The following is a 21151-nucleotide window of genomic DNA, read 5'->3' as shown; positions in this document are numbered from 1 at the left end:
GGGCGGGGGCATGACGGAGATCGACGACGGCGGCACGCCGGTCAGCCGCGCGCTCGGCGGGTACGTGCGGGCGGTGGCCGAGCACGTCGGCGTGCCGCCGGAGGCCACGGAGTTCGAGGTCAGCGACACCGCCACGGCGTACCTGGCTCTGGAGGGGCCGGGGCCGGACCTCATGCTGCTGTGGAACGAGCAGCGCGGCTGGTCGATCGCCGTGGAGACCGGCCCGGCCGAGAGGCCGCTCGTCGTGGCCCACTTCGGCCTGCCGCTCGTGCCGCCGCCGCGCGACGTGGCGCGGTTCGTGGCCGACGTGCTGGCGGGCAAGCCGGGCGGCGCGGAACCGGAGCCGGGTGCCGCGCCGGACCGCCGCGGGCTGGCCGACCGGCTCAGCGAGTACCTCTAGGTCACGGCACGCCGAGCAGGCGCAGGACGGCGGTCGTGACCGCGGCCAGCACGACCACCACCACGAACGGCGCCTTGCGCCAGGCCGCCACCCCGGCCACCAGCACGCCGGCCGGCAGCGCGACGCCCGCGAAGCCGTGCCCCCTGGTCAGCGCGGACGTCGCCATCAGGGCGAACAGCAGCACGGTCGCCGCGGTGGACATCAGCAGGGTGACCCGGGCGGACAGCGTGACGCGGTCGCGCAGCAGCGGTCCGGCCAGGCGGAGGGCGTAGGTGCCCGCGGCGAGCACCAGCACGGCGGCCAACGTCATCCCCGGACCTCCTGTCGTGCGGTGACCACCAGGCCGCCCAGCGCGAGCAGCACCGGGACGCCGGCGGGCAGGAACGGGGTGGCGGCCAGGGCGATGGCCGCGCCGAGCAGGGCCGCGTGCCGGGTCGCCCGGTCCCCGAGCGCGGGGAGCAGCAGCGCCAGCAGCGCCGCCGGGAACGCCGCGTCGAGCCCGAACGCGCCCGGGTCGCCGATGTTCCGCCCGACGAGCGCGCCGGCGAGCACGGCGACGTTCCAGGCGAGGAACAGCGCGACGCCGCACGACCAGTACGCGGCCCTGGCCCGGCGCGGGTCGCCCTGGGCGAGCGCGAAGGCCGTGGTCTCGTCGATCAGCAGGTGGCTGCCGACCAGCCGCCGCAGCAGCCCCGTGCCGAGCACGTCGCCGACCGCCAAGCCGAACGGCAGGTGGCGGACGTTCAGCAGGAGGCCCGCCACCACCGCCGCGGCCGGGCTGCCGCCCGCGGCGACCACGCCGACCGCCATGAACTGCGAGCCGCCCGCGAAGACCAGCAGCGACATCACCACGGGCAGCCACCAGGGCAGGCCCGCGCCGGTGGAGATCGCGCCGAACGAGGCGCCGCTGACCGCGGCGCCGGCGGCCACCGCGGCGACGTCGCGCAGCAGCCGGGCATCAAGGGTTCGCCATGTCGAACGCATCGTCTTCTACGATGAACAGTAGGCAAGCGTTCGTCAAGCCGAACGATAGGACTGTCATGTCGAACACGGGCGCGCCGCTCGACGTCATCGCCGCCTCGCTGCGCCGCGAGCGGGAGCGGGTCGGGCTGTCGTTGAGCGAGCTGGCGAAGCGCGCGGGCATCGCGAAGTCCACGCTGTCGCAGCTGGAGTCGGCGAGCGGCAACCCGAGCGTGGAGACGCTGTGGGCGCTCGGCGTGGCGCTGGGTGTGCCGTTCTCACGCCTGGTCGACCCGCCGACCCCGCGCGTCCGGGTCATCCGCGCGGGCGAGGGCCCGGCGATCTACTCGGAACGCGCGCACTACACCGCCACCCTGCTGGCGTCCTGCCCGCCGGGCGCCCGGCGCGACATCTACCTGCTCCGGCTGGAACCGGGCCCGGCGCGCGAGTCCGAGCCGCACATGCCCGGCACGGTCGAGCACGTGATCGTCAGCACGGGCCGCATGCTGGCGGGTCCGCGGGCCGAGCCGGTCGAACTGGGGCCCGGCGACTACCTGCTGTACCCCGGCGACCTCCCGCACACGGCCCAGGCGCTGGAGGAGGGCACCACCGCCCTGCTGGTCTCGGAGCACGTGTAGCGCGTCCGGGCCGGGGCGGACGACGGCGGCCCGCCGGGAGGTCCCGGCGGGCCGCCGACGCCGGACCGCCCTACCAGCCGCGCTCCGCCAGGCGGTGCGGCTCCGGGATCTCGTCCACGTTGATGCCGACCATCGCCTCGCCCAGGCCGCGCGACACCTTCGCGATCACGTCGGGGTCGTCGTGGAAGGTCGTCGCCTTCACGATGGCCTCCGCCCGCTGCGCCGGGTTGCCCGACTTGAAGATGCCCGAGCCGACGAACACGCCCTCCGCGCCCAGCTGCATCATCATCGCCGCGTCGGCCGGGGTGGCGATGCCACCCGCGGTGAACAGCACGACGGGCAGCTTGCCCGCCTCGGCGACCTCGCGCACCAGCTCGTACGGCGCCTGCAACTCCTTCGCCGCCACGTACAGCTCGTCGGCGGGCAGGTTCTGCAGGCGCTTGATCTCCGCGCGGATCTTGCGCATGTGCGTGGTGGCGTTCGAGACGTCGCCCGTGCCGGCCTCGCCCTTGGAGCGGATCATCGCCGCGCCCTCGGTGATGCGGCGCAGCGCCTCGCCCAGGTTGGTCGCACCGCACACGAACGGCACGGTGAACTGCCACTTGTCGATGTGGTTGGCGTAGTCGGCCGGGGTCAGCACCTCGGACTCGTCGATGTAGTCCACGCCGAGGGACTGCAGCACCTGCGCCTCGACGAAGTGGCCGATGCGGGCCTTGGCCATGACCGGGATCGACACGGCCTCGATGATGCCGTCGATCATGTCGGGGTCGCTCATCCGGGACACGCCGCCCTGCGCGCGGATGTCGGCGGGCACCCGCTCCAGCGCCATGACGGCCACGGCGCCCGCGTCCTCGGCGATCTTGGCCTGCTCGGCGTTGACCACGTCCATGATCACGCCGCCCTTGAGCATCTCCGCCATGCCCCGCTTGACGCGGGAAGTGCCGGTGACCTGGGTGCCGGCGTCGGGTGAAGTGGTCACGACCAGCCTTTCTCGAAGTAGGGGGCGAACACCACCCATGGTAAGGCCGACGTGGACCGCCCAAGCATGCCAATCAAGCGCGTTCTCGGCAGGCCACTTGCCCTCCCGCCGCAGGTAGTGGCGTGCGCCACCTCCCGAAACCCCGACTCGGCGAACGGCGGTCCGGACACCTCCGCCGGTCACCGTCCGGGTTCCTCCTGCCGGGTTGACCACGACCGGTTGGGGTTGTCCGCCACGGCTCGCGGGTGTGAGATCGGACACTGAAGACTTGTGGAGGGTGGTCCCATGGGCAACAAGCACTCCGACAACGGCCACTCGGCAGGCGCGGTCGCCGTGGACGACCCGGCCAAGGTCCGCAACGTCGTGCTGGTGGGCCCGTCCGGCTCCGGCAAGACCACGCTCGCCGAGGCCCTGCTCGCCGGCACCGGCGTCCTCACCCGCCCCGGCTCGGTCACCGAGGGCACCACGGTGTGCGACCACGACCCCGCGGCGGTCCGCCAGCAGCGGTCGGTCGGGCTCGCGGTCGCCCCGGTCCGGCACGGCGACATCAAGATCAACCTGATCGACACGCCCGGTTACGCGGACTTCGTCGGCGAGCTGCGCGCCGGCCTGCGCGCGGCGGACGCCGCCCTGTTCGTGATCAGCGCCGCCGAGGGCGTCGACCCCGCCACCGTGGCGCTGTGGCAGGAGTGCGCGGCGGTCGGCATGCCCCGCGCGGTCGTGGTCGCCCGCACCGACCACCAGCGCGCCGACGTGGCGACCGGGATCGCCTCGTGCCAGGCCGCGTTCGGCGCGGGCGTCGTGCCGCTGTACCTGCCCGACGGCGACGGCCTGGTCAACCTGCTCACCACCGACGACCCCCGCTTCGAGGAGCAGCGCAACGCGCTCATCGAGGGGATCATCGCGGAGAGCGAGGACGAGACCCTGATGGAGCGCTACCTCGGCGGCGAGGAGGTCGACCAGGCGACGCTCGTCGCGGACCTCGAAACGGCGGTCGCGCGCGGCTCCTTCCACCCCGTGCTGCCGGTGTGCGCGATGACCGGCGTCGGCCTGCCGGAGCTGCTGGACGGCATCGCCCGCGCCTTCCCCTCACCGCTGGAGCACCCGCTGCCGGACGTGACCGGCCTGGACGGCGTCCCCCGGCCGCGCCTGGCGGCCGACCCGGACGGCCCGCTCGTGGCCGAGGTCGTGCGCACGGCCGTCGACTCGTACGTGGGCCGCGTGTCGCTGGTGCGCGTGTTCTCCGGGACGCTGCGCCCCGAACGCCCGGTGCACGTGTCGGGCCACGGCATGGCCGACCGGGGTCACGAGGACCACGACGCGGACGAGCGGGTGGCGCACGTCTACTCGCCGCTGGGCGCGAACCTGCGCGAGGTGCCCTACTGCGTGGCCGGCGACCTGTGCGCCCTGACCAAGCTCGGCTCGGCCGAGACGGGCGACACGGTCTCCGCCCCGGACGAGCCGCTCCTGGTCGCCCCGTGGGAGATGCCGGAGCCGCTCCTGCCGGTGGCGGTCGTGCCGCGCAGCCGCAGCGACGAGGACACCCTCGCCCGCAACCTGGGCAAGCTGGTCGCCGGCGACCCGACGCTCCGGCTGGAGCGCAACGCCGAGACCCACCAACTGGTGCTGTGGTGCATGGGCGAGGCGCACGCGGACGTCGTGCTGGCCCGGTTGCGGGCCGGCGGCGCGGAGGTCGACACGGAGCTGGTGCGGGTCGCGTTGCGCGAGACGTTCACGGGCGAGGCCAAGGGCCACGGGCGGCACGTGAAGCAGTCCGGCGGCCACGGCCAGTACGCGGTGTGCGACCTCGTGGTCGAACCCCTGCCGCGCGGCGCGGGCTTCGAGTTCGTGGACCGGATCGTCGGCGGCGCGATCCCCAACCAGTTCATCCCGAGCGTGGAGAAGGGCGTGCGCGCCCAACTGGAGCGCGGCCTGCAAGGGGGGCACCCGGTCGTGGACGTCCGCGTCACCCTGGTCGACGGCAAGGCCCACTCGGTCGACAGCTCGGACGCGGCCTTCCAGACCGCGGGCGCGCTGGCGTTGAAGGACGCCGCCGCCAACGGCCGCACCACGCTGCTGGAACCCGTCGACGAAGTGGCGGTGCGGCTGCCGGACGAGCACCTGGGCACCGTCCTGGGCGACCTCTCCGGCCGACGCGGCCGGGTCCTGGGAACCGAGTCGGACAGCCCGGGCCACACCGTCGTCCGCGCCGAGGTCCCGGCCACCGAGCTCCTCCGCTACGCCGTCGAACTGCGCTCGCTGACCTCGGGCACCGGCACCTACACCCGCCGCTTCACCCGCTACGACCCCCTCCCCCACGCCCTCTCCGCCCAACCCGGGTGACCCTCACACGTTCTGCGGGAACCCCAGGTTCACCCCACCGTGCGACGGGTCCAGCCACCGCCCCGTCACCACCTTCGTCCGCGTGAAGAAGTGCACCCCCTCGGGCCCGTACGCGTGCGAATCCCCGAACAGCGAGTCCTTCCACCCGCCGAACGAGTAGTACGCCACCGGCACGGGGATGGGCACGTTCACCCCGACCATCCCGACCTCGACCTCGTTCTGGAACCGCCGCGCCGCACCGCCGTCGTTGGTGAAGATCGCCGTCCCGTTGCCGTACGGGTTGGCGTTGACCACCTCCAGCGCGTCGTCGTACGTCGCCACCCGCAGCACCGACAGCACCGGCCCGAAGATCTCGTCCCGGTAGACCGACATCTCCGTCCCCACGTGGTCGAAGAGGGTCGGCCCGAGCCAGAACCCCCCGGGTGCACCGTCGACCGCGTGCTGCCGCCCGTCCACGACCAGCGAAGCGCCCTCCTCGCGCCCCTTGTCCACATAGGACAGCACCCGGTCGCGGTGCGCGCCCGTCACCAGCGGCCCCATCTCGCAGCCCGGCCGGCGGCCGTCGCCGACGTGCAGCGCCCCGATCCGCTCGACGATCTTCGCCACCAGCTCGTCGCCGACCGGGTCGACCGCGACGACGACCGAGATCGCCATGCACCGCTCGCCCGCCGAGCCGAACCCGGCCGACACCGCCGCGTCCGCCGCCAGGTCGAGGTCCGCGTCGGGCAGCACGACCATGTGGTTCTTCGCACCGCCCAACGCCTGCACGCGCTTGCCGTGCCGCGTTCCGGTCTCGTAGACGTACCGGGCGATCGGCGTGGACCCCACGAACGACACGGCCTTGACGTCCGGGTGCGCCAGCAGCCGGTCGACCGCGACCTTGTCGCCGTGCACCACGTTCAGCACCCCGTCGGGCAGCCCCGCCTCGGCGAGCAGCTCCGCGATGAAGTTCGCCGCCGACGGGTCCTTCTCCGACGGCTTGAGCACCACCGCGTTGCCGCACGCGATCGCGTTCGGCACGAACCACAGCGGCACCATGGCCGGGAAGTTGAACGGCGAGATCACGCCGACCACCCCGAGCGGCTGCTGGATCGAGTACACGTCGACCCGGGTGGAGGCGTTCTCGCTGAAGCCGCCCTTGAGCAGGTGCGGGATGCCGCACGCGAACTCCACCGCCTCCAGCGCCCGCTGCACCTCGCCCGCCGCGTCGGAGAGCACCTTGCCGTGCTCGGCGGTGACGATCGCGGCCAGCTCGCCCTTGCGAGCGTTGAGCAGCTCCCGGAACGCGAACATCACGTTCGACCGCTGCGCCAGCGACGCGTCGCGCCACGACGCGAACGCCTCCCCGGCCGCCGCCACCGCCGCGTCCACGGTGGGCTCGTCGGCGAAGTCGACCCGGGCCGCCACCTCCCCGGTCGCCGGGTCGTACACGTCACCGGCCCGGGCGCTGTCGCCCGACCAGGGCTTGCCGCCGATCCAGTGCCCGATCCGCTTCGGTCCGACCGTCGTCACAGCACGTCCTCCAGGATGCCGAGCGCTTCCTCGACCTCGTCCTCGGTCAACGTCATCGGCGGCGCGAGGCGGATGACGTTGCCGTGCAGCCCGCCCTTGCCGACCAGCAGGCCGCGTTCCCGCGTGCCCTCCAGCACCGCGACCGCCCTCGCCGGGTCGGGCTCGCCGTCGGGGCCGACCATCTCCAGGCCGATCATCAGCCCCTTGCCCCGCACGTCGCCCACCGCGGGCCGGTCCGCCGCGATGTCGCGCAACCCGTCGAGCAGCCGTTCGCCGAGCTTGGCGGCGTTGGCCTGCAGGTCGTGGTCGAGCAGGTAGTCCAACGTGGCCAGCGCGCCGGCCGTCGCGACCGGGTTGCCGCCGAACGTGGACAGCGAGTTGGCGGTGAGGCAGTCCATCACGTCGCCGCGCGCGACGACGCCGCCGATCGCCAGGCCGTTGCCGAGGCCCTTGGCGAACGTCATCGCGTCGGGCGTCACGCCGTGCGCCTGGATGCCCCAGAAGTGCTCGCCGGTGCGGCCCCATCCGGTCTGCACCTCGTCGGAGACCAGCAGGATGCCGTACTCGTCCAGCACCTCCTTGAACGCGGCGAACAGCCCGTCCGGCGGTGACGAGAACCCGCCCACGCCCTGGATCGGCTCGACGATCATGCACGCCACGTCGCCCGCGGTCGTCGTCTCGATCACCTCGCGCAGGTCCGCCACGCACGCCTTGACGTAGTCGGCGTCGGAGAAGTCCTTGAACGGGCTGCGGAACCGGTAGCCGCCGTGCACCCAGCTCACCTTCACGGGGCTCAGCGAGGACGCCGACCAGCTCCGGTTGCCGGTGATCGCGACCGTGGCGAACGCCCGGCCGTGGTAGGAGTTGCGCAGCGCGAGGACCTGGTCGCTGCGGCGGTACCGGGTGGCCAGCATGAGGGCCGTCTCGTTGGCCTCGGTGCCGGAGTTGGTGAAGAACACCTTCGCGTCCGGGATGCCGGACAGCTCGGCGATCCTCTCGGCCAGCTCGACCTGCGAGCGGATCAGGTAGAGCGTGGAGCTGTGCAGCACGCCGGTCGAGAGCTGGGCGCGGATCGCGTCGGAGATCTCGGGGACGTCGTAGCCGATCGCGTTGGTCAGGATGCCGGCGAAGAAGTCCAGGTAGGTGCGGCCCTCCCGGTCGGTGACGCGGCGCCCGCTCGCGCTCGCCAGCTCGATCGGCCGCTCGTAGTACAGGGCCATCCAGTCGGGCATCACCGCGCGGTGCCGGGCGAGCAGCTCCTCGTGTCCCATCGCGTCCTCCGGTCGTAGGTCCCTACCAGGAGTCTGGCCGCAGGCGGGAGGGGCCGCCATGGACAACCTGTACCCCTTTCCGGCGGGGCGCATTACGTTGTGTCCATGTACCCGACGGTCGCCGAAGCGCTCGCCCTGCCCGTGGTCCGGCGCGGCGAGCCCACCGTGGTCGCGGGCGCGGGCGGGCTGGGCCGCCGGGTCCGGTGGGTGCACGCCGCCGAGGTCGCCGACATCGCCCACCTGCTGCGCGGCGGCGAACTCGTGCTGACCACCGGCATCGCGCTGCCCGACGACCCGGACGGGCTGCGCGGGTACGTCGCCGACCTCGCCTCGGTGGGCGCGGCCGGCCTGGTGGTGGAGCTGGTGCGGCGGTGGAGCGACGAGGTGCCCGGCGCGCTGGTCGCCGCCGCCGAGCGGCACGGGCTGCCGCTGGTCACGCTGGCCCGCGAGACCCGGTTCGTGTCCGTCACCGAGGCCGTGGTGTCGCTGATCGTGGACGCGCAGCTCGCCGAGCTGCGGGCGGCCGAGCAGGTGCACGAGACGTTCACGGCGTTGACGGTGGCCGGCGCGGAGCCCGCCGAGGTGCTGCGCGAGGTGGCGCGGACCTCCGGGCTGCCGGTGGTGCTGGAGACGCTGGGACACGAGGTGCTGGCCTACGACGCGGCCGGGCAGGACCCGACGGCGGTGCTGGCCGACTGGGGCCAGCGGTCGCGCGCGGTCGCCGTGGCCGAGCGGACGGCCTACCACGAGCAGGCGGGCTGGCTGGTGACCGTGGTCGGGGCGCGGGGCGCGGACTGGGGGCGGTTGGTGCTGCTGTGCCCGGACCCGCCGCCGCACCGGCACGTCGTGGTCGCCGAACGGGCCGCGTCGGCGCTGGCCGTGCACCGGCTGGTGGCGCGCGACCGGGAGTCGTTGGAGCGGCAGACCCACCGCACGCTGCTCACCCAGCTGCTCGGGCAGCCACCGCCCGACCTGCCGGCGCGGACCGCGGCGCTGGGCGTGCCGCTGGACCGGCGGCAGCTCGTCGGGGTGGCGATCCGGCCGGGCACGGCGAGCGTGCCCGCGCAGGCGTTGGCGTCGCAGGAGGTGCTGCGGGACCTGGCCGAGGCGACGGCGTTGGCGGCCCGGCGGGTGACCGTGCCCGCGCTGGTCGGCGTGGTGGACGAGACGAGCGTGCGGGCGCTGCTGTCGCTGCCGCCGCAGGCGGGGCTGGACGGCGTGCTGCGGCGGTTGGCGCGGGAGGTGCACCGGCGGGCGGCGGCCACCCAGCACGCGCTGCCCGTGGTGGTGGCCGTCGGCACGACCGTGACGGAGCTGCCGGACGTGCGGCGGTCGTTGGGCGAGGCGGCGCACGTGGCCGGCGCGGCGCTGCGGTCGCCGGGGACGCGGCTGTACCACCGGCTGGACGACGTGCGGCTGCGCGGGCTGCTGCACCTGCTGCGCGAGGACGAGCGGGTGGTCGCGTTCGCGGACCGCGAGCTGGGCCCGCTGCTGTCGCGCGACGCGAACCAGGGCACCCGGCTGGTGGAGCTGCTGCGGTGCTTCTGCGAGCACGGCGGCAACAAGTCCGCCGCGGCCGCCGCCGCCCACCTCTCCCGGACCGCCTACTACCAGCAGTTGAGCCGGATCGAGCAGGTGCTGGGCGTGTCGCTGGAAGACCCGGAGTCCGTGCTGTCGCTGCACGTGGCGCTGCTGGTGCGGGAGCTGGGCGAGCACGACCCCCGGCTGCCCCGCGAACCGGGCGCGGCGACCTAGCCGCGGCCGGGAGGGCACCGGCGGGCGGCACGGGGCCGCCCGCCGCGATCCTCAGCCCAGCGGCGACGGCACGGGCAGCTTGTCCAGTTCGCCGTCCAGGTCCGGGGCCTGCTCCGGCCCGGAGATCGGCGGGGCGATCGGCAGCGCCGGGAGGCCGGGCAGCGCGCGGGCCTGCGGCGCGAGCGCGTCGGCCGGCAGGGGCAGCGCGGGCGCGGCGGGCGGCTTGAGCGCGGCGGGGGCCGCGACCCGCGGGGCGGTGACCTCCGACGCGCCGCCGGGCAGCGGCGCGGGCAGCTTCAGGGCCTGGCCGCCGAGGAGGTCGGCGGGCTTGGTGGCGTCGACGTCGACCTCGGGCGCGTTGCCGATGGTGCCGAGGTTGCCGTCCACGATCTCGGTGGGGCCTTCGGCGGCGGACGCGGCGGACGCGAACAGCGGCGAGGTGCCGAGGGCGAGCAGGGCGGCGGCACGCAGGAGTCCGCGCGTGCGGTATCCGGACACGGTTTTCCTAACCTGGTTGGGGACCTGCACAGTGACTCACTCCCCATCGACCGCCGTCGCCCCGGCCCTTGACCGCTCGATCGAGTGACTCACGCTCCGTGCCCTCACGCCACCCGTTCGAGGAGCGTGCCACCCGTCGAGATAGGTGAAAGCCCCGCGGTCCGGTGTCGGGGCACCGGACCGCGGGGCCGCCCGCCCCCTTGGCGGTTCCCAGGCCGCCGCGGGCCCGTGTCGGGGAGACGGAAAGGGCGACACGGGCCCGCGGCGGGTCTTCCCCCGGCGGTGCTAGGGGTTCGTGACCCCCAGCGTGTAGCTCCCGGAGCCGCTGTACGCGTGGACGCGGTAGCGGTAGTAGCCGGGCGTGCCGCTGTAGTTCACGGTCTCGCTCGCGCCCGGGGTGTCGCCCTTCGCGACGACCGCCCAGGCGGTGCCGCTCCACTTCTCCAGGTACAGGTCGAAGTCCGCGCCGCTCGGACCGGTCAGGCAGCCGACGTGCGCGCCCGACACCGTGGACTGGTAGTAGCTGTTGTTCGGCTGGTACGCCTGGCCACCCGCGGCCAGGGTGCCGGTGTAGGTGGTCTTCGCGCCCTGGCAGCCGGTCGGCGGGTCGGGGTTGCCGCCACCGCTCGTCACCAGCGTCAGGCCGTACGCCTGGAGGATCTCGTTCACCGGCTGGAAGTACGTGGTGCCGCCGGAGGAGCAGTTGCCCGAACCGCCGGAGGTGACGCCCTGCGCCTGCGTGCCGGCCAGCAGCGAGCCGCCCGAGTCGCCGGGCTCGGCGCACACCGTGGTCTGGATCAGGCCGGTCACCGTGCCCTGCGGGTAGGTCACCGACGAGTTGCGCGCCTGGATGGTGCCGCAGTGCCAGCCCGTGGTGGACCCGGAGCGGCACACCGCCGCGCCCACCGGGGCGTCCTGCGAGCCCGCGACCGACACCGTGCCGCCGGAGTAGTTGTTGACCAGGCCGCGCGGGGTGTTGCCCGCCGCGACCTGCACCCACGCGTAGTCGTTGCCGGGGAAGCTCGACCCGCGGAACGTGCCGCTCGGGTTCGACGTGGACGCGCCGGTCGTGCCGCAGTGCCCGGCGGTGACGAACCCGCCGTTGACCGGGAAGCCGACCGAGCAGCGCGTGCCGCTGCCGATCGTGTAGGCGTTGCCGCCGATCACGTCGATCAGCGGGCGGGGCGACTCCTCGGTCGTCGCGTACCGGACGGCCGGCGCGCCGACGCCGGACGAGGCGACGAACGCGCGCGCGGCGGCCAGCCCACCGGGCCGGGACTTGACCACCACGGTGTTCGTCGGCAGGTCGACGTACCAGCCGGGCACCGAGCGCGGCGCCTTGGCGACGTTGGCGTCCAGGGCCGCCTTGACCGCGTCCAAGTCGCGCTCGCTGCGCTGCACGAGCTTCGTGCGCACGCCGCCCTGGTCGGCGTCCGACGCGCGGGTCACGCCGACGGTGAGCGCGCCGCCCGCGTCGATCCACGCGCCGCCGAACCGGTCGTCCAGCCGCTTGCGCAGGCCGCGGGCGGTGTCGGCGGAGCGCTCGTCGGCGGCCAGCCGGGCGCGCGCGCCGTCGGCGTCCAGGCCGAGGTCGCGCTGGACGGCCGCCAGGACCTCGGCGTCCTGACCCGCGGGCGCGGCCTGCGCGGCGACGGGCGACAGGACGCCCGCCGTCACGAGCGCCGCGGCCAGCGCCAGGGGTCTCAACAGTGCTGACATGGGGGATTCTCCTCGAGGGAGGGCAGGGATTCCCCGTGAAACTAGGTCCGCCGACCCGGTCGCGGTAATACCGCTTGGGTCATAAGACGCGGTGATGGCCACCCGATCGGAGTAGCACGCTCAGGGCACCACGCTCAGGGCACCACGCTCAGGGCACCACGCTCAGGGCACCCGCGCTCAGAGCACCGCGTGGTGCGGCACCGGGCCGTACTCGGGGTGGGCGGGCAGCCAGCTCGCGTAGCGGGGGCTGCGCTCGGCCGTCTCCCGGTACGCCTCGGCGGCGTACCGCAGCACCTGCGGGCCGAACGCGGCGGCCGGGCCGTCCGGGTCCCAGCCGATCAGGTGCCGCCACCGCAGCGGCGCGCCGGCCAGCGGCATCGCGGCCAGGCCCGGCACGCGGCGGAACGTCGGCTGGCACAGCGCGACCGCGTCCCCCGCCGACGTCAGGTCGATGCAGCTGGTGATGTCGACCTCGTACATGGTGCGCGGGGTGAAGCCGGCCCGGCTGCACGCGGCCACGAAGCAGTCGCCGAAGCACCCGTCTCCCGGCACGACCGCCCACTGCGCGTCGCACAGCGCGGCCAGGTCGACCTCCTCCAGCAGCGTGAACGGGTGGTCCTCGGGCATCAGCACGAACACCGGCTCGACCGCGATGACCTGCCAGGTCAGCCCGTGCTCCGTCGGCGGCGGCGCGTCGCCGCACACGCCCACCAGCACGTAGTCGAGCCGGCCCGCGGCGACCATCGCCGACAGCTCCTCACCCGACCAGGACACCTGCGTGGAGACGTGCGCGCCGGGGTGCGCCTCGGTCAGCCGGTGCACCAGCCCGCCGAGCATCGGGCCGTTCACCGCGCCCACCCGGTAGCGGTCGCCGGGCGCGGTGTCGTCCACCAGGCGCATCGCGTCCTCCTGCAGGCGGGAGAACGCGGGCAGCAGCACGCGCGCCCGCTCCAGCACCAGCTCGCCGAGCGGGGTGGGCCGCGCGCCCCGGTGGTCGCGCTCGAACAGCCTGCCGCCGAGCAGTGCCTCGATCCGGTGCAGTTGGGCGGTGAGGGCGGGTTGCGCCAGCCCTAAGAGGGAGGACGCCTTGGAGAGGCTGCCCGCGTCCGCGATGGCGCAGACGACCCGCAGGTGCCGCAGTTCGAGCTTCATCCACCGGACGTTAGGTCACCGCTCACCCGCCAGTCGAGAGCCCGGCGGACGCCCGCGCGCGGGCCGGGCCGGCGGCCGGAGTGGCAATGGGCAGAGTGTGCCCTGATCATGGCAAGCGTGGACACTTTGCCACTGCCGACGCGCGCGGGCCGACCGGAGGATGCCGGGATGGACATCGCGCCGAACCGCCCGCACGAAGGGTGTTCCACGAGCGTAACAGGGAAGTGACCGATGGCCCTCGACTCCGCTACCCGGGTCACGACCGATCCCGACGGACGCGTCGAGCTGCGTGATCGCTCCACGATCGCGGACAGCCCGCACTACAACCCCGACCTGGCTCCGGTGCCGCTGGAGCGGCGCACCTGGTCCACGTACAACTTCTTCGCGCTGTGGATGGGCATGGCGCACAACATCCCGAGCTACACGCTGGCCGCCTCGCTGGTGGCGCTGGGGATGGACTGGGTGCAGGCGTTCCTGACCATCACCCTGGGCAACCTCGTCGTGCTGGTCCCGATGCTGCTCAACAGCCACGCGGGCACGAAGTACGGCATCCCGTTCCCGGTGTTCGCCCGCGCGTTCTACGGCGTCCGGGGCGCGAACCTGGTGGCGCTGCTGCGGGCGTTCATCGCCTGCGCCTGGTTCGGCATCCAGACGTGGGTCGGCGGCAAGGCGCTGCACGTCATCGTGGGCAGGTTGGCGGGTGACGGCTGGACGCACGCGCCGGCGGTGCTGGGCCAGGTGTGGACGCTGTGGCTGTGCTTCCTGGCGTTCTGGGTGGTGCAGATGCTGGTCATCTGGCGCGGGATGGAGGCGATCCGCCGGTTCGAGAACTGGACGGCGCCGCTGGTCAGCGTCGGCTTCCTGGTCCTGCTGGCCTACGTGGCGGTCAAGGCGGGCGGGTTCGGCCCCATCCTGTCGGAGCCGTCGCGGCTGGGCTGGGGCGCCGACTTCTGGAAGGTGTTCTTCCCGGCGCTGATGGGCATGATCGCGTTCTGGTCGACGCTGTCGCTCAACATGCCGGACTTCACCCGGTTCGGCGGCAGCCAGCGCAAGCAGGTGCTCGGCCAGGTCCTCGGCCTGCCGACCACCATGTCCTTCATCGCCATCGTGGCGATCCTGACCACGTCCGGCGCGGTGAAGCTGTACGGCGAGGCGATCTGGGACCCGGCGGAGCTGGCGAGCCGGTTCGACAGCACGGCGGTGGTCCTGGTCGCGCTCGTGGCGCTGGTGCTGGCGACCGTGTCGGCGAACCTCGCGGCGAACGTGGTGAGCCCGTCCTACGACTTCTCCAACGCGTTCCCCAGGAAGATCACGTTCGCGGTGGGCGGGCTGATCACGGGCGTGCTCGGCATCGTGATCCAGCCGTGGCGGCTGATCTCGGACCCGAACATCTACATCTTCGCCTGGCTCGGCTTCTACGGCGGCCTGCTGGCCTCCGTGGCGGGCGTGTTCGTCGCCGGCTACTGGATCCTGGCCAGGACCCGGCTGGAGCTGGCGGACCTGTACCTCGCCGGGCGGGGCGCGTACTGGTTCCGGGCGGGCTGGAACTGGCGGGCGGTGGTCGCCACGCTGGTGGGCTCGGTGCTCGCGGTCGGCGGCGCGTACAACGGCCCGTTCCCGGCCGACGGCCTGATCCCGCCCCTCAAACCGCTCTACGACTACAACTGGGTGGTCGGCCTGGTCGGCGGCATGGTGGTCTACCTGGCGCTGGCACCACGGAGGGAGAACGCGTGAGCAACCTCGTCCGAGCCGGTCTGGTGCAGCAGAAGTGGACCGGCGACAAGGAATCCATGATCGCCAACGCGGTCGAGGCGGTCCGCACCGCCGCGTCGCAGGGCGCGCAGGTCGTGTGCCTGCAGGAGCTGTTCTACGGGCCGTACTTCTGCCAGGTCCAGGACGCCGACTACTACTCCTACACCGAGGGCATCCCCGACGGCCCGACCACCGAGCTGATGTGCGAGCTGGCCGAGCAGCTGGGCGTGGTGCTCGTCGTGCCGATGTACGAGCAGGAGCAGCCGGGCGTCTACTACAACACCGCCGCGGTGATCGACGCCGACGGCACGTACCTCGGCAAGCACCGCAAGAACCACATCCCGCAGGTGAAGGGGTTCTGGGAGAAGTTCTACTTCAAGCCCGGCAACCTCGGCTACCCGGTGTTCGACACCGCCGTGGGCAAGGTGGGCGTGTACATCTGCTACGAGCGGCACTTCCCGGAGGGCTGGCGGGCGCTGGGCCTCAACGGCGCGCAGATCGTGTTCAACCCGTCCGCCACCAGCCGGGGCCTGTCGGAGTACCTGTGGCGGCTGGAGCAGACGGCGGCGGCCGTGGCGAACGAGTACTACGTCGGCACGATCAACCGCGTGGGCGTGGAACCGCTGGGCGACAACGAGTTCTACGGCCAGTCGTACTTCGCCGACCCGCGCGGGCAGCTCGTGGGCGAGGCGGCGTCGGACACCGAGGAGGAGATCGTCGTCCGCGACCTCGACATGGACCTGCTGGCCGAGGTGCGCGACCTGTGGGCGTTCTACCGCGACCGGCGCCCGGACACCTACGAGGGGCTGGTGCGGCCGTGAGCACCCTCATCAAGGGCGGCACGGTCGTCAACGCCACCGGCGCGGTCGCGGCCGACGTGCTGGTCGACGGGGAGAAGATCGTCGCGCTGCTCGCGCCCGGCTTCCCCGTCCAGGCGGACGCGACGATCGACGCGACCGGCCGGTACGTGATCCCCGGCGGCGTCGACGGGCACACCCACATGGAGATGCCGTTCGGCGGCACGTCCTCCGCCGACACCTTCGAGACGGGCACGATCGCGGCGGCGTGGGGCGGCACCACCACGATCGTGGACTTCGCCGTGCAGGCCAAGGGCTCGTCGCTGCTGTCCACGTTGGACAGGTGGCACGCCAAGGCGGACGGCCGGTGCGCCGTCGACTACGGGTTCCACATGATCGTCTCCGACGTCACCGACACGTCGTTGAAGGAGATGGAGTCCTGCGTCGACGCGGGCGTGAACACGTTCAAGATGTTCATGGCCTACCCCGGCGTCTTCTACGCCACCGACGGGGAGATCCTGCGCGCCATGCAGAAGGCGCGCGAGATCGGCGCGACGATCATGATGCACGCGGAGAACGGCATCGCGATCGACCAACTGGTGGCGCAAGCGCTCGCGCAGGGCCGCACGGACCCGGTGGAGCACGGCCTGACCCGGCCGCCGGAGCTGGAGGGCGAGGCCACCTCCCGCGCCATCACCCTGGCCAAGGTCACCGGGTCGCCCCTCTACGTCGTGCACCTGTCGGCCGCCGAGGCGCTGGACGCGGTGACCAGGGCGCGCGACACCGGGCAGAACGTCTTCGCCGAGACGTGCCCGCAGTACCTGTACCTGTCGCTGGAGGACCTGGCCAAGCCGGACTTCGAGGGCTCGAAGTACGTGGCCTCTCCCCCGCTGCGCCCCAAGGAGCACCAGTCGGAGCTGTGGCGCGGGTTGCGCACCAACGACCTGTCGGTGGTGTCGACCGACCACTGCCCGTTCTGCTTCAAGGACCAGAAGGAGCTGGGCCGCGGCGACTTCTCCAAGATCCCCAACGGGATGCCGGGCGTCGAGCACCGGGTGGACCTGCTGCACCAGGGCGTGGTGAAGGGCGAGATCACGCTGGAGCGGTGGGTGGAGATCTGCTCCACCACCCCGGCGCGGATGTTCGGCCTGCACCCGCGCAAGGGGGTCATCGCGCCCGGCGCGGACGCCGACGTCGTGGTGTACGACCCGACCGCGCGGCAGGTCATCTCGGCGGCCACGCACCACATGGCCGTCGACTACTCGGCGTACGAGGGCATGGAGGTCACCGGCAGGGTCGAGACGGTGCTCTCGCGCGGCCGGGTGGTCGTGGACGCCGGCGGCTTCCGCGGCGCGGCCGGGCACGGGCGGTTCCTGTCCCGCGAGCTGAACCAGTACCTGGTCTAGGAGGCGGACGTGGACTTCGGGGTGGTGCTCCAGACCGACCCGCCCGCGCGGGACGTGGTGGCCGGCATGAGGGCGGCCGAGGACAACGGCTTCCGCTACGGCTGGACGTTCGACTCGGTCGTGCTGTGGCAGGAGCCGTTCGTCATCTACTCGCAGGTGCTGGCGGCGACGCGGGAGCTGGTCGTGGGCCCGATGGTGACCAACCCGGGCACCCGGGACTGGTCGGTCACCGCGTCGCTGTTCGCCACGCTGAACGACATGTTCGGCAACCGCACGGTGTGCGGCATCGGGCGCGGCGACTCGGCCCGCCGGGTGATCGGGCAGCGGCCCGCGTCGCTGGCCACGCTGGGCCGGGCCATGACGGTGATCAAGGAACTGGCCGAGGGCCGCGAGGTCGAGCACCACGGCACGCCGGTGCGCATCCCGTGGGTGCGCGACGGCCGGCTGGAGGTGTGGATGGCCGCGTACGGCCCCAAGGCGCTGCGGATGGTCGGCGAGCAGGCCGACGGGTTCATCCTCCAGACGGCGGACCCGGACATCGCGCGGTGGACGATCGGGACCGTGCGCGAGGCGGCGGTCGCGGCGGGCCGCGACCCGGCGTCGATCACGATGTGCGTGGCCGCGCCCGCGTACGTGGGCACGGACCTGGCGCACCAGCGCGACCAGCTGCGCTGGTTCGGCGGCATGGTCGGCAACCACGTGGCCGACCTGGTCGCGCGGTACGGCGACTCGGGCGCGGTGCCGGCGGCGCTGACCGACTACATCAAGGGCCGCGAGGGCTACGACTACGCCCACCACGGCCGCGCGGGCAACCGGTCGACCGACTTCGTGCCGGACTCGATCGTGGACCGGTTCTGCCTGCTCGGCCCGGCGTCCGCGCACGTCGACCGGCTGCAGGAGCTGCGGGAGGTCGGCGTGGACAACTTCTCGCTCTACCTCATGCACGACGACAAGGACAAGACGCTCGCCTCCTACGGCAACGAGGTGATCGGCCGGGTGTGACCGGGCGGCGGGCCGTGCGCGGACGACCCGGCTGGGCCGTCCGCGCACGGGCCGCTGCGCCGTCCGCGCCGCGCTGTAGCGATACCGTCACCTCCCGCGATCACGCCCACGAGGGGCCATCCCCCGGGCGACGACTCGCGAGGAGAACGCATGCGCAAGGTCTTGGTGCTCGCCGCGGCGGCCGTGGTGCTGTCCGCCGGCACGGCCCACGCGGCGGACCGGCCGCCGCAGTCCCACATCTACACGCCCACCACCGGCGGCCAGGTCGAGGTCGGCGAACCCGTGCAGGTCACGGGTGGCGGCTACGACGGCTACCGGGCCGACACGGTGCGGGCCTACGAGGTCTCGGTCGACGGCGGGCAGACCTGGGAGTCGGGGTACCGCACCGGCACCGCGCCGCTGGGCGGCGAATCCGGGATCACCCAGGCGCTGTGGGCCTACGCGTTCACCCCGGAGGAGCCCGGCGTGTACACGATCGTGAGCCGGGTCGACACCGACACCGCGATCGGCGCCGTCTCCGCGCCCACGACCCTGTACGTCGGCGTGCCCGCGCCCGCGCCCGGGTTCATCCCCGGTTTGTGCTACCAGTGCGGCTTCTCCACCGAGAACCCCGCGGTGTGGGCGGACGAGGGGGTGCCGCTGGAACTGGGGCTGCGGTTCCGCGTCGACCGACCGCTCTCGGTGACCCACATCTCCACGTGGCGCCAGGGCAGCGAGGCCCTGCGGGTGCGGCTGTGGCGCGGCGACGGCACCCTGTTGGCGGACCGGCCCGCCACCGGCACGTTCCCCACCCCCGTGCCGGTCGAGCCGGGTGTGGAGTACGTGGCCTCGTTCACCACGCCGAACGGCCGGTACGCGACGACCGAGGACGTGTTCCCGGCCACCGTGGTCAAGGCCCCGCTCGTCCTGCCCGCGCACGCCGGCGTCTACAGCTACGACGGCGGGTTCCCCACCGAGAGCTGGCACGACAGCCACTACTGGGTCAGCCCCGCGTTCCAGGCGCGGTGACCGCCGGCCCGGGATTGTCGTACCCCATTGCTACGTTCGCGGCATGATCCTCCCGACCGCTGCCGAAGAGGTCCGTTTCTGGGCGATGCTGGAAGACACGTGGGCCACGCTCGGCCCGGAGCCGAACGAGGTGCGCCGGGCGTTGGCCAAGCGTGACGTGTCCGTGGACGCGTTCGAGGAGGCCGCCGAGCTGGAAGGCCACCTCGACGCCGTGCTGAGAGCGCTGGCGCACGCCTGCGACGGGCTGCCGGCCGAGGAGCTGACCGCGCTCGACCGGGTGGCCGAGCGCAAGCTCCACGAGATCGACCGGGCCGACCTGCACGCGGTCACCGACGGCTCGGACGACGGGTTCCTGTACGCGCGCGGGTTCGTGCTCGCGCTCGGGCGGGAGTTCTACGAGGCGGTGGCGCGCGACCCCCGGGTCGCGGTGGAGGACGCGGAGTGCGAGGCGTTCTGCTACTTCTTCGCCCGGTTGCACGAGCAGCGGTTCGGGGACTTCCCGGAGACGGGGTCGGGGATCTCCCGGGAATCGGCCTCGAACCCGGCGGGGTGGCCGCGGTAGCCGGTACCGTCGGAGAGGTGATCGACTTCGAGAAGCAGTCAGTCTTCAAGCTGGCCCCGTGCCGGCCCGAGGACATCGCGCCGCAGGTGTCGCCGATCCTGATCCAGGGCGAGCAGATCGTGTCGAGCTTCAAGACCGTGCGCGACTTCGTGGTGTTCACCAACAAGCGGGTGATCGCGGTGAACGTCCAGGGCATGACCGGCCGCAAGAAGGACTTCACCTCGCTGCCCTACAGCCGGGTGCAGGCGTTCTCCATCGAGACGGCGGGCACGTTCGACATGGACGCCGAGCTGGACCTGTGGTTCAGCGGGCTGGGCCAGGTCCGGCTGGAGTTCAAGGGCCACGCCGACGTGCGGCTGCTGGGGCAGATGATCGCGACGTTCGTCCTGTGAGTCCCGGGCGCGGTCGGGCCCGGGACAGCGCGCCGGACCCGGGACGACCGCGAACTCGCCCGGCAGGCCGGAGGCCAGGGCGGACGCGCCGGTGACGAGCGTCCGCACCGGCACGCTCGCCCGGCACTCCCGCGGGTACGGCAACGCCGCGCACTCCCCCGTCGTGCCGTTGCCCAGTTCGCCGGTGGGGCCGTTGCGGCCCCACGCCCACACCGAGCCGTCCGTCGTGCGCGCCAGGGCCGTGCCATCACCGCCGGTGATCGAGACGACCCCGCTGATCCCCGTGACCCGCACGGGCACCCCGACCCGGCAGCCCGTGGCCGGGCTGTCGCACGACGCCCCGGTGCCCGGGGTGCCCCGGTAGTCGTCACCCCACGCCCACGCCCGCCCGTCCGCGGTCACGGCGTAGCCGACCTCGACGCCACCGGCGATCGAGACGACCGCGCCGTTGGCCGTGTCCCGACCCGGCTCCGGGTTCAGGTCCCACGCGGTGAGCCGGGTGAAGCCCGCCGCGTACGCGGACAGGTGGGTCGCCGCGGTCACGTTGGTGTCGGTCAGGTTCACCACGGCGGCCGACGCCGCGGGCGGTACCCACCCGGCGAGGCCGACCTCTCTCGTCCGGCCCGCGTCGAGCGGCCCGCCGGAGGCGCGGGTGTCGAGGGCCCGGGTGGGCGGTGTCGCGGTGAACCGGGACGCCGCGTCGGTGGTGTAGTGGCCCGCCAGGTCGGCGACCGGCTGCACCGAGCCCGCGTTGTCGTAGAGGTGGGCCTGCCGCCGCCCGAACGGCAGCGCCATGGTGACCAGGTTCGCCCTCGTCCCGCCCCGCGAGAGGTTCAGGCTGGAGTGGGCCGGCCGGGAGTACCGCTCCGTGGTGGCCTTGACGTAGGTGTCCTCGGACGGCTGCGCGCCGGTCAGGGTGAACACCACCGCGGTGGCCGAGGCCGGCAGGTGCGCGAACAGGTCGAGGACCACCTCGCCGGTCGACTGCCCGCCCTCCCGGGCGTC

At 73.3% G+C, this 21151-nt stretch carries 20 protein-coding genes and 1 pseudogene; 12 read left to right on the top strand and 9 right to left on the bottom strand.

Annotated elements, in window-relative coordinates; translation table 11 throughout:
• Nucleotides 1-10 precede the first annotated feature (10 nt).
• Nucleotides 11-400 carry a DUF6292 family protein gene (locus ACIGNX_RS13790; RefSeq protein WP_396539728.1) on the top strand — a complete coding sequence of 130 codons (390 nt, stop codon included), beginning with the start codon at nucleotides 11-13 and terminating at the stop codon, nucleotides 398-400.
• 1 nt (nucleotide 401) lies between these two features.
• Here the strand turns inward: ACIGNX_RS13790 and ACIGNX_RS13785 are convergent, their stop codons facing one another.
• Complete coding sequence (locus ACIGNX_RS13785) at nucleotides 402-710, bottom strand: AzlD domain-containing protein (RefSeq protein ID WP_396539726.1); 309 nt, start codon at nucleotides 708-710, stop codon at nucleotides 402-404.
• Nucleotides 707-1384 (bottom strand): AzlC family ABC transporter permease, encoded by a 678-nt coding sequence (locus ACIGNX_RS13780; RefSeq protein ID WP_396539724.1) that lies wholly within the window; start codon nucleotides 1382-1384, stop codon nucleotides 707-709. The genes ACIGNX_RS13785 and ACIGNX_RS13780 overlap by 4 nt, the downstream gene beginning before the upstream one ends.
• A 56-nt stretch (nucleotides 1385-1440) precedes the next feature.
• Between ACIGNX_RS13780 and ACIGNX_RS13775 the strand changes: the two genes are divergently transcribed.
• Nucleotides 1441-1998, top strand: coding sequence for a helix-turn-helix domain-containing protein (locus tag ACIGNX_RS13775; protein ID WP_396539722.1), 558 nt, complete (start codon nucleotides 1441-1443; stop codon nucleotides 1996-1998).
• 70 nt (nucleotides 1999-2068) lie between these two features.
• Here ACIGNX_RS13775 and pdxS read toward each other — a convergent pair whose 3' ends face one another.
• Nucleotides 2069-3016, bottom strand: a complete 948-nt coding sequence (gene pdxS, locus ACIGNX_RS13770) for a pyridoxal 5'-phosphate synthase lyase subunit PdxS (protein WP_396539720.1) — start codon at nucleotides 3014-3016, stop codon at nucleotides 2069-2071.
• Nucleotides 3017-3262: 246 nt separating this feature from the next.
• On the opposite strand from pdxS, the gene ACIGNX_RS13765 reads away from it, so the two are divergent.
• Entirely contained in the window at nucleotides 3263-5320 is a 2058-nt protein-coding gene (locus tag ACIGNX_RS13765; RefSeq protein ID WP_396539718.1) for an elongation factor G-like protein EF-G2, read from the top strand.
• Nucleotides 5321-5323: 3 nt separating this feature from the next.
• Here ACIGNX_RS13765 and ACIGNX_RS13760 read toward each other — a convergent pair whose 3' ends face one another.
• Nucleotides 5324-6832 carry a CoA-acylating methylmalonate-semialdehyde dehydrogenase gene (locus ACIGNX_RS13760; RefSeq protein ID WP_396539716.1) on the bottom strand — a complete coding sequence of 503 codons (1509 nt, stop codon included), beginning with the start codon at nucleotides 6830-6832 and terminating at the stop codon, nucleotides 5324-5326.
• Nucleotides 6829-8103, bottom strand: a complete 1275-nt coding sequence (locus ACIGNX_RS13755; RefSeq protein WP_396539714.1) for an aspartate aminotransferase family protein — start codon at nucleotides 8101-8103, stop codon at nucleotides 6829-6831. Before ACIGNX_RS13755 ends, ACIGNX_RS13760 begins: the two co-directional genes overlap by 4 nt.
• A 105-nt stretch (nucleotides 8104-8208) precedes the next feature.
• On the opposite strand from ACIGNX_RS13755, the gene ACIGNX_RS13750 reads away from it, so the two are divergent.
• Nucleotides 8209-9858 carry a PucR family transcriptional regulator gene (locus ACIGNX_RS13750; RefSeq protein WP_396539712.1) on the top strand — a complete coding sequence of 550 codons (1650 nt, stop codon included), beginning with the start codon at nucleotides 8209-8211 and terminating at the stop codon, nucleotides 9856-9858.
• Nucleotides 9859-9909: 51 nt separating this feature from the next.
• On the opposite strand, the gene ACIGNX_RS13745 is transcribed toward ACIGNX_RS13750, so the two are convergent.
• The 3 genes from ACIGNX_RS13745 to ACIGNX_RS13735 form a co-directional block, all read right to left on the bottom strand.
• Nucleotides 9910-10356 (bottom strand): hypothetical protein, encoded by a 447-nt coding sequence (locus ACIGNX_RS13745; RefSeq protein WP_396539710.1) that lies wholly within the window; start codon nucleotides 10354-10356, stop codon nucleotides 9910-9912.
• 285 nt (nucleotides 10357-10641) lie between these two features.
• Nucleotides 10642-12075: a S1 family peptidase gene (locus tag ACIGNX_RS13740; protein ID WP_396539708.1), complete on the bottom strand. Its 1434-nt coding sequence runs from the start codon at nucleotides 12073-12075 to the stop codon at nucleotides 10642-10644.
• Nucleotides 12076-12252: 177 nt separating this feature from the next.
• Complete coding sequence (locus tag ACIGNX_RS13735; protein ID WP_396539706.1) at nucleotides 12253-13227, bottom strand: LysR family transcriptional regulator; 975 nt, start codon at nucleotides 13225-13227, stop codon at nucleotides 12253-12255.
• Nucleotides 13228-13458: 231 nt separating this feature from the next.
• Between ACIGNX_RS13735 and ACIGNX_RS13730 the strand changes: the two genes are divergently transcribed.
• The 7 genes from ACIGNX_RS13730 (at nucleotide 13459) to ACIGNX_RS13700 (ending at nucleotide 20146) form a co-directional block, all read left to right on the top strand.
• The gene (locus tag ACIGNX_RS13730) at nucleotides 13459-14961 is read left to right on the top strand and encodes an NCS1 family nucleobase:cation symporter-1 (RefSeq protein ID WP_396539704.1); all 1503 of its coding nucleotides are present in this window, start codon (nucleotides 13459-13461) and stop codon (nucleotides 14959-14961) included.
• Nucleotides 14958-15800 carry a nitrilase-related carbon-nitrogen hydrolase gene (locus tag ACIGNX_RS13725; protein WP_396539702.1) on the top strand — a complete coding sequence of 281 codons (843 nt, stop codon included), beginning with the start codon at nucleotides 14958-14960 and terminating at the stop codon, nucleotides 15798-15800. Before ACIGNX_RS13730 ends, ACIGNX_RS13725 begins: the two co-directional genes overlap by 4 nt.
• Nucleotides 15797-17182 carry a dihydropyrimidinase gene (gene hydA / locus ACIGNX_RS13720; RefSeq protein WP_396539700.1) on the top strand — a complete coding sequence of 462 codons (1386 nt, stop codon included), beginning with the start codon at nucleotides 15797-15799 and terminating at the stop codon, nucleotides 17180-17182. Before ACIGNX_RS13725 ends, hydA begins: the two co-directional genes overlap by 4 nt.
• A 9-nt stretch (nucleotides 17183-17191) precedes the next feature.
• Nucleotides 17192-18184 carry a TIGR03842 family LLM class F420-dependent oxidoreductase gene (locus ACIGNX_RS13715; RefSeq protein ID WP_396539698.1) on the top strand — a complete coding sequence of 331 codons (993 nt, stop codon included), beginning with the start codon at nucleotides 17192-17194 and terminating at the stop codon, nucleotides 18182-18184.
• A gap of 150 nt (nucleotides 18185-18334) precedes the next feature.
• A complete protein-coding gene (locus tag ACIGNX_RS13710) occupies nucleotides 18335-19192 on the top strand; it encodes a DUF4082 domain-containing protein (RefSeq protein WP_396539696.1) in 858 nt (285 codons plus the stop codon).
• 43 nt (nucleotides 19193-19235) lie between these two features.
• A complete protein-coding gene (locus ACIGNX_RS13705) occupies nucleotides 19236-19754 on the top strand; it encodes a DUF4240 domain-containing protein (protein ID WP_396539694.1) in 519 nt (172 codons plus the stop codon).
• A 17-nt stretch (nucleotides 19755-19771) separates the two neighbouring features.
• Nucleotides 19772-20146: a PH domain-containing protein gene (locus ACIGNX_RS13700; RefSeq protein WP_396539692.1), complete on the top strand. Its 375-nt coding sequence runs from the start codon at nucleotides 19772-19774 to the stop codon at nucleotides 20144-20146.
• 225 nt (nucleotides 20147-20371) lie between these two features.
• On the opposite strand, the pseudogene ACIGNX_RS13695 reads toward ACIGNX_RS13700, so the two are convergent.
• Nucleotides 20372-20440 (bottom strand): annotated as a pseudogene (locus ACIGNX_RS13695) (hypothetical protein); the annotation flags it as partial.
• Between the two features lie 196 nt (nucleotides 20441-20636).
• On the opposite strand from ACIGNX_RS13695, the gene ACIGNX_RS13690 reads away from it, so the two are divergent.
• Nucleotides 20637-20858 (top strand): hypothetical protein, encoded by a 222-nt coding sequence (locus tag ACIGNX_RS13690; protein WP_396540149.1) that lies wholly within the window; start codon nucleotides 20637-20639, stop codon nucleotides 20856-20858.
• Nucleotides 20859-21151: the final 293 nt, after the last annotated feature.

Origin of the sequence: Actinosynnema sp. NPDC053489, from assembly GCF_044544865.1 — a bacterium.
In the GTDB taxonomy this organism is placed as follows: domain Bacteria; phylum Actinomycetota; class Actinomycetes; order Mycobacteriales; family Pseudonocardiaceae; genus Actinosynnema.
Note: the sequence above shows the minus strand (reverse complement) of the source record. Positions and strands in the feature narration are given on the sequence as shown.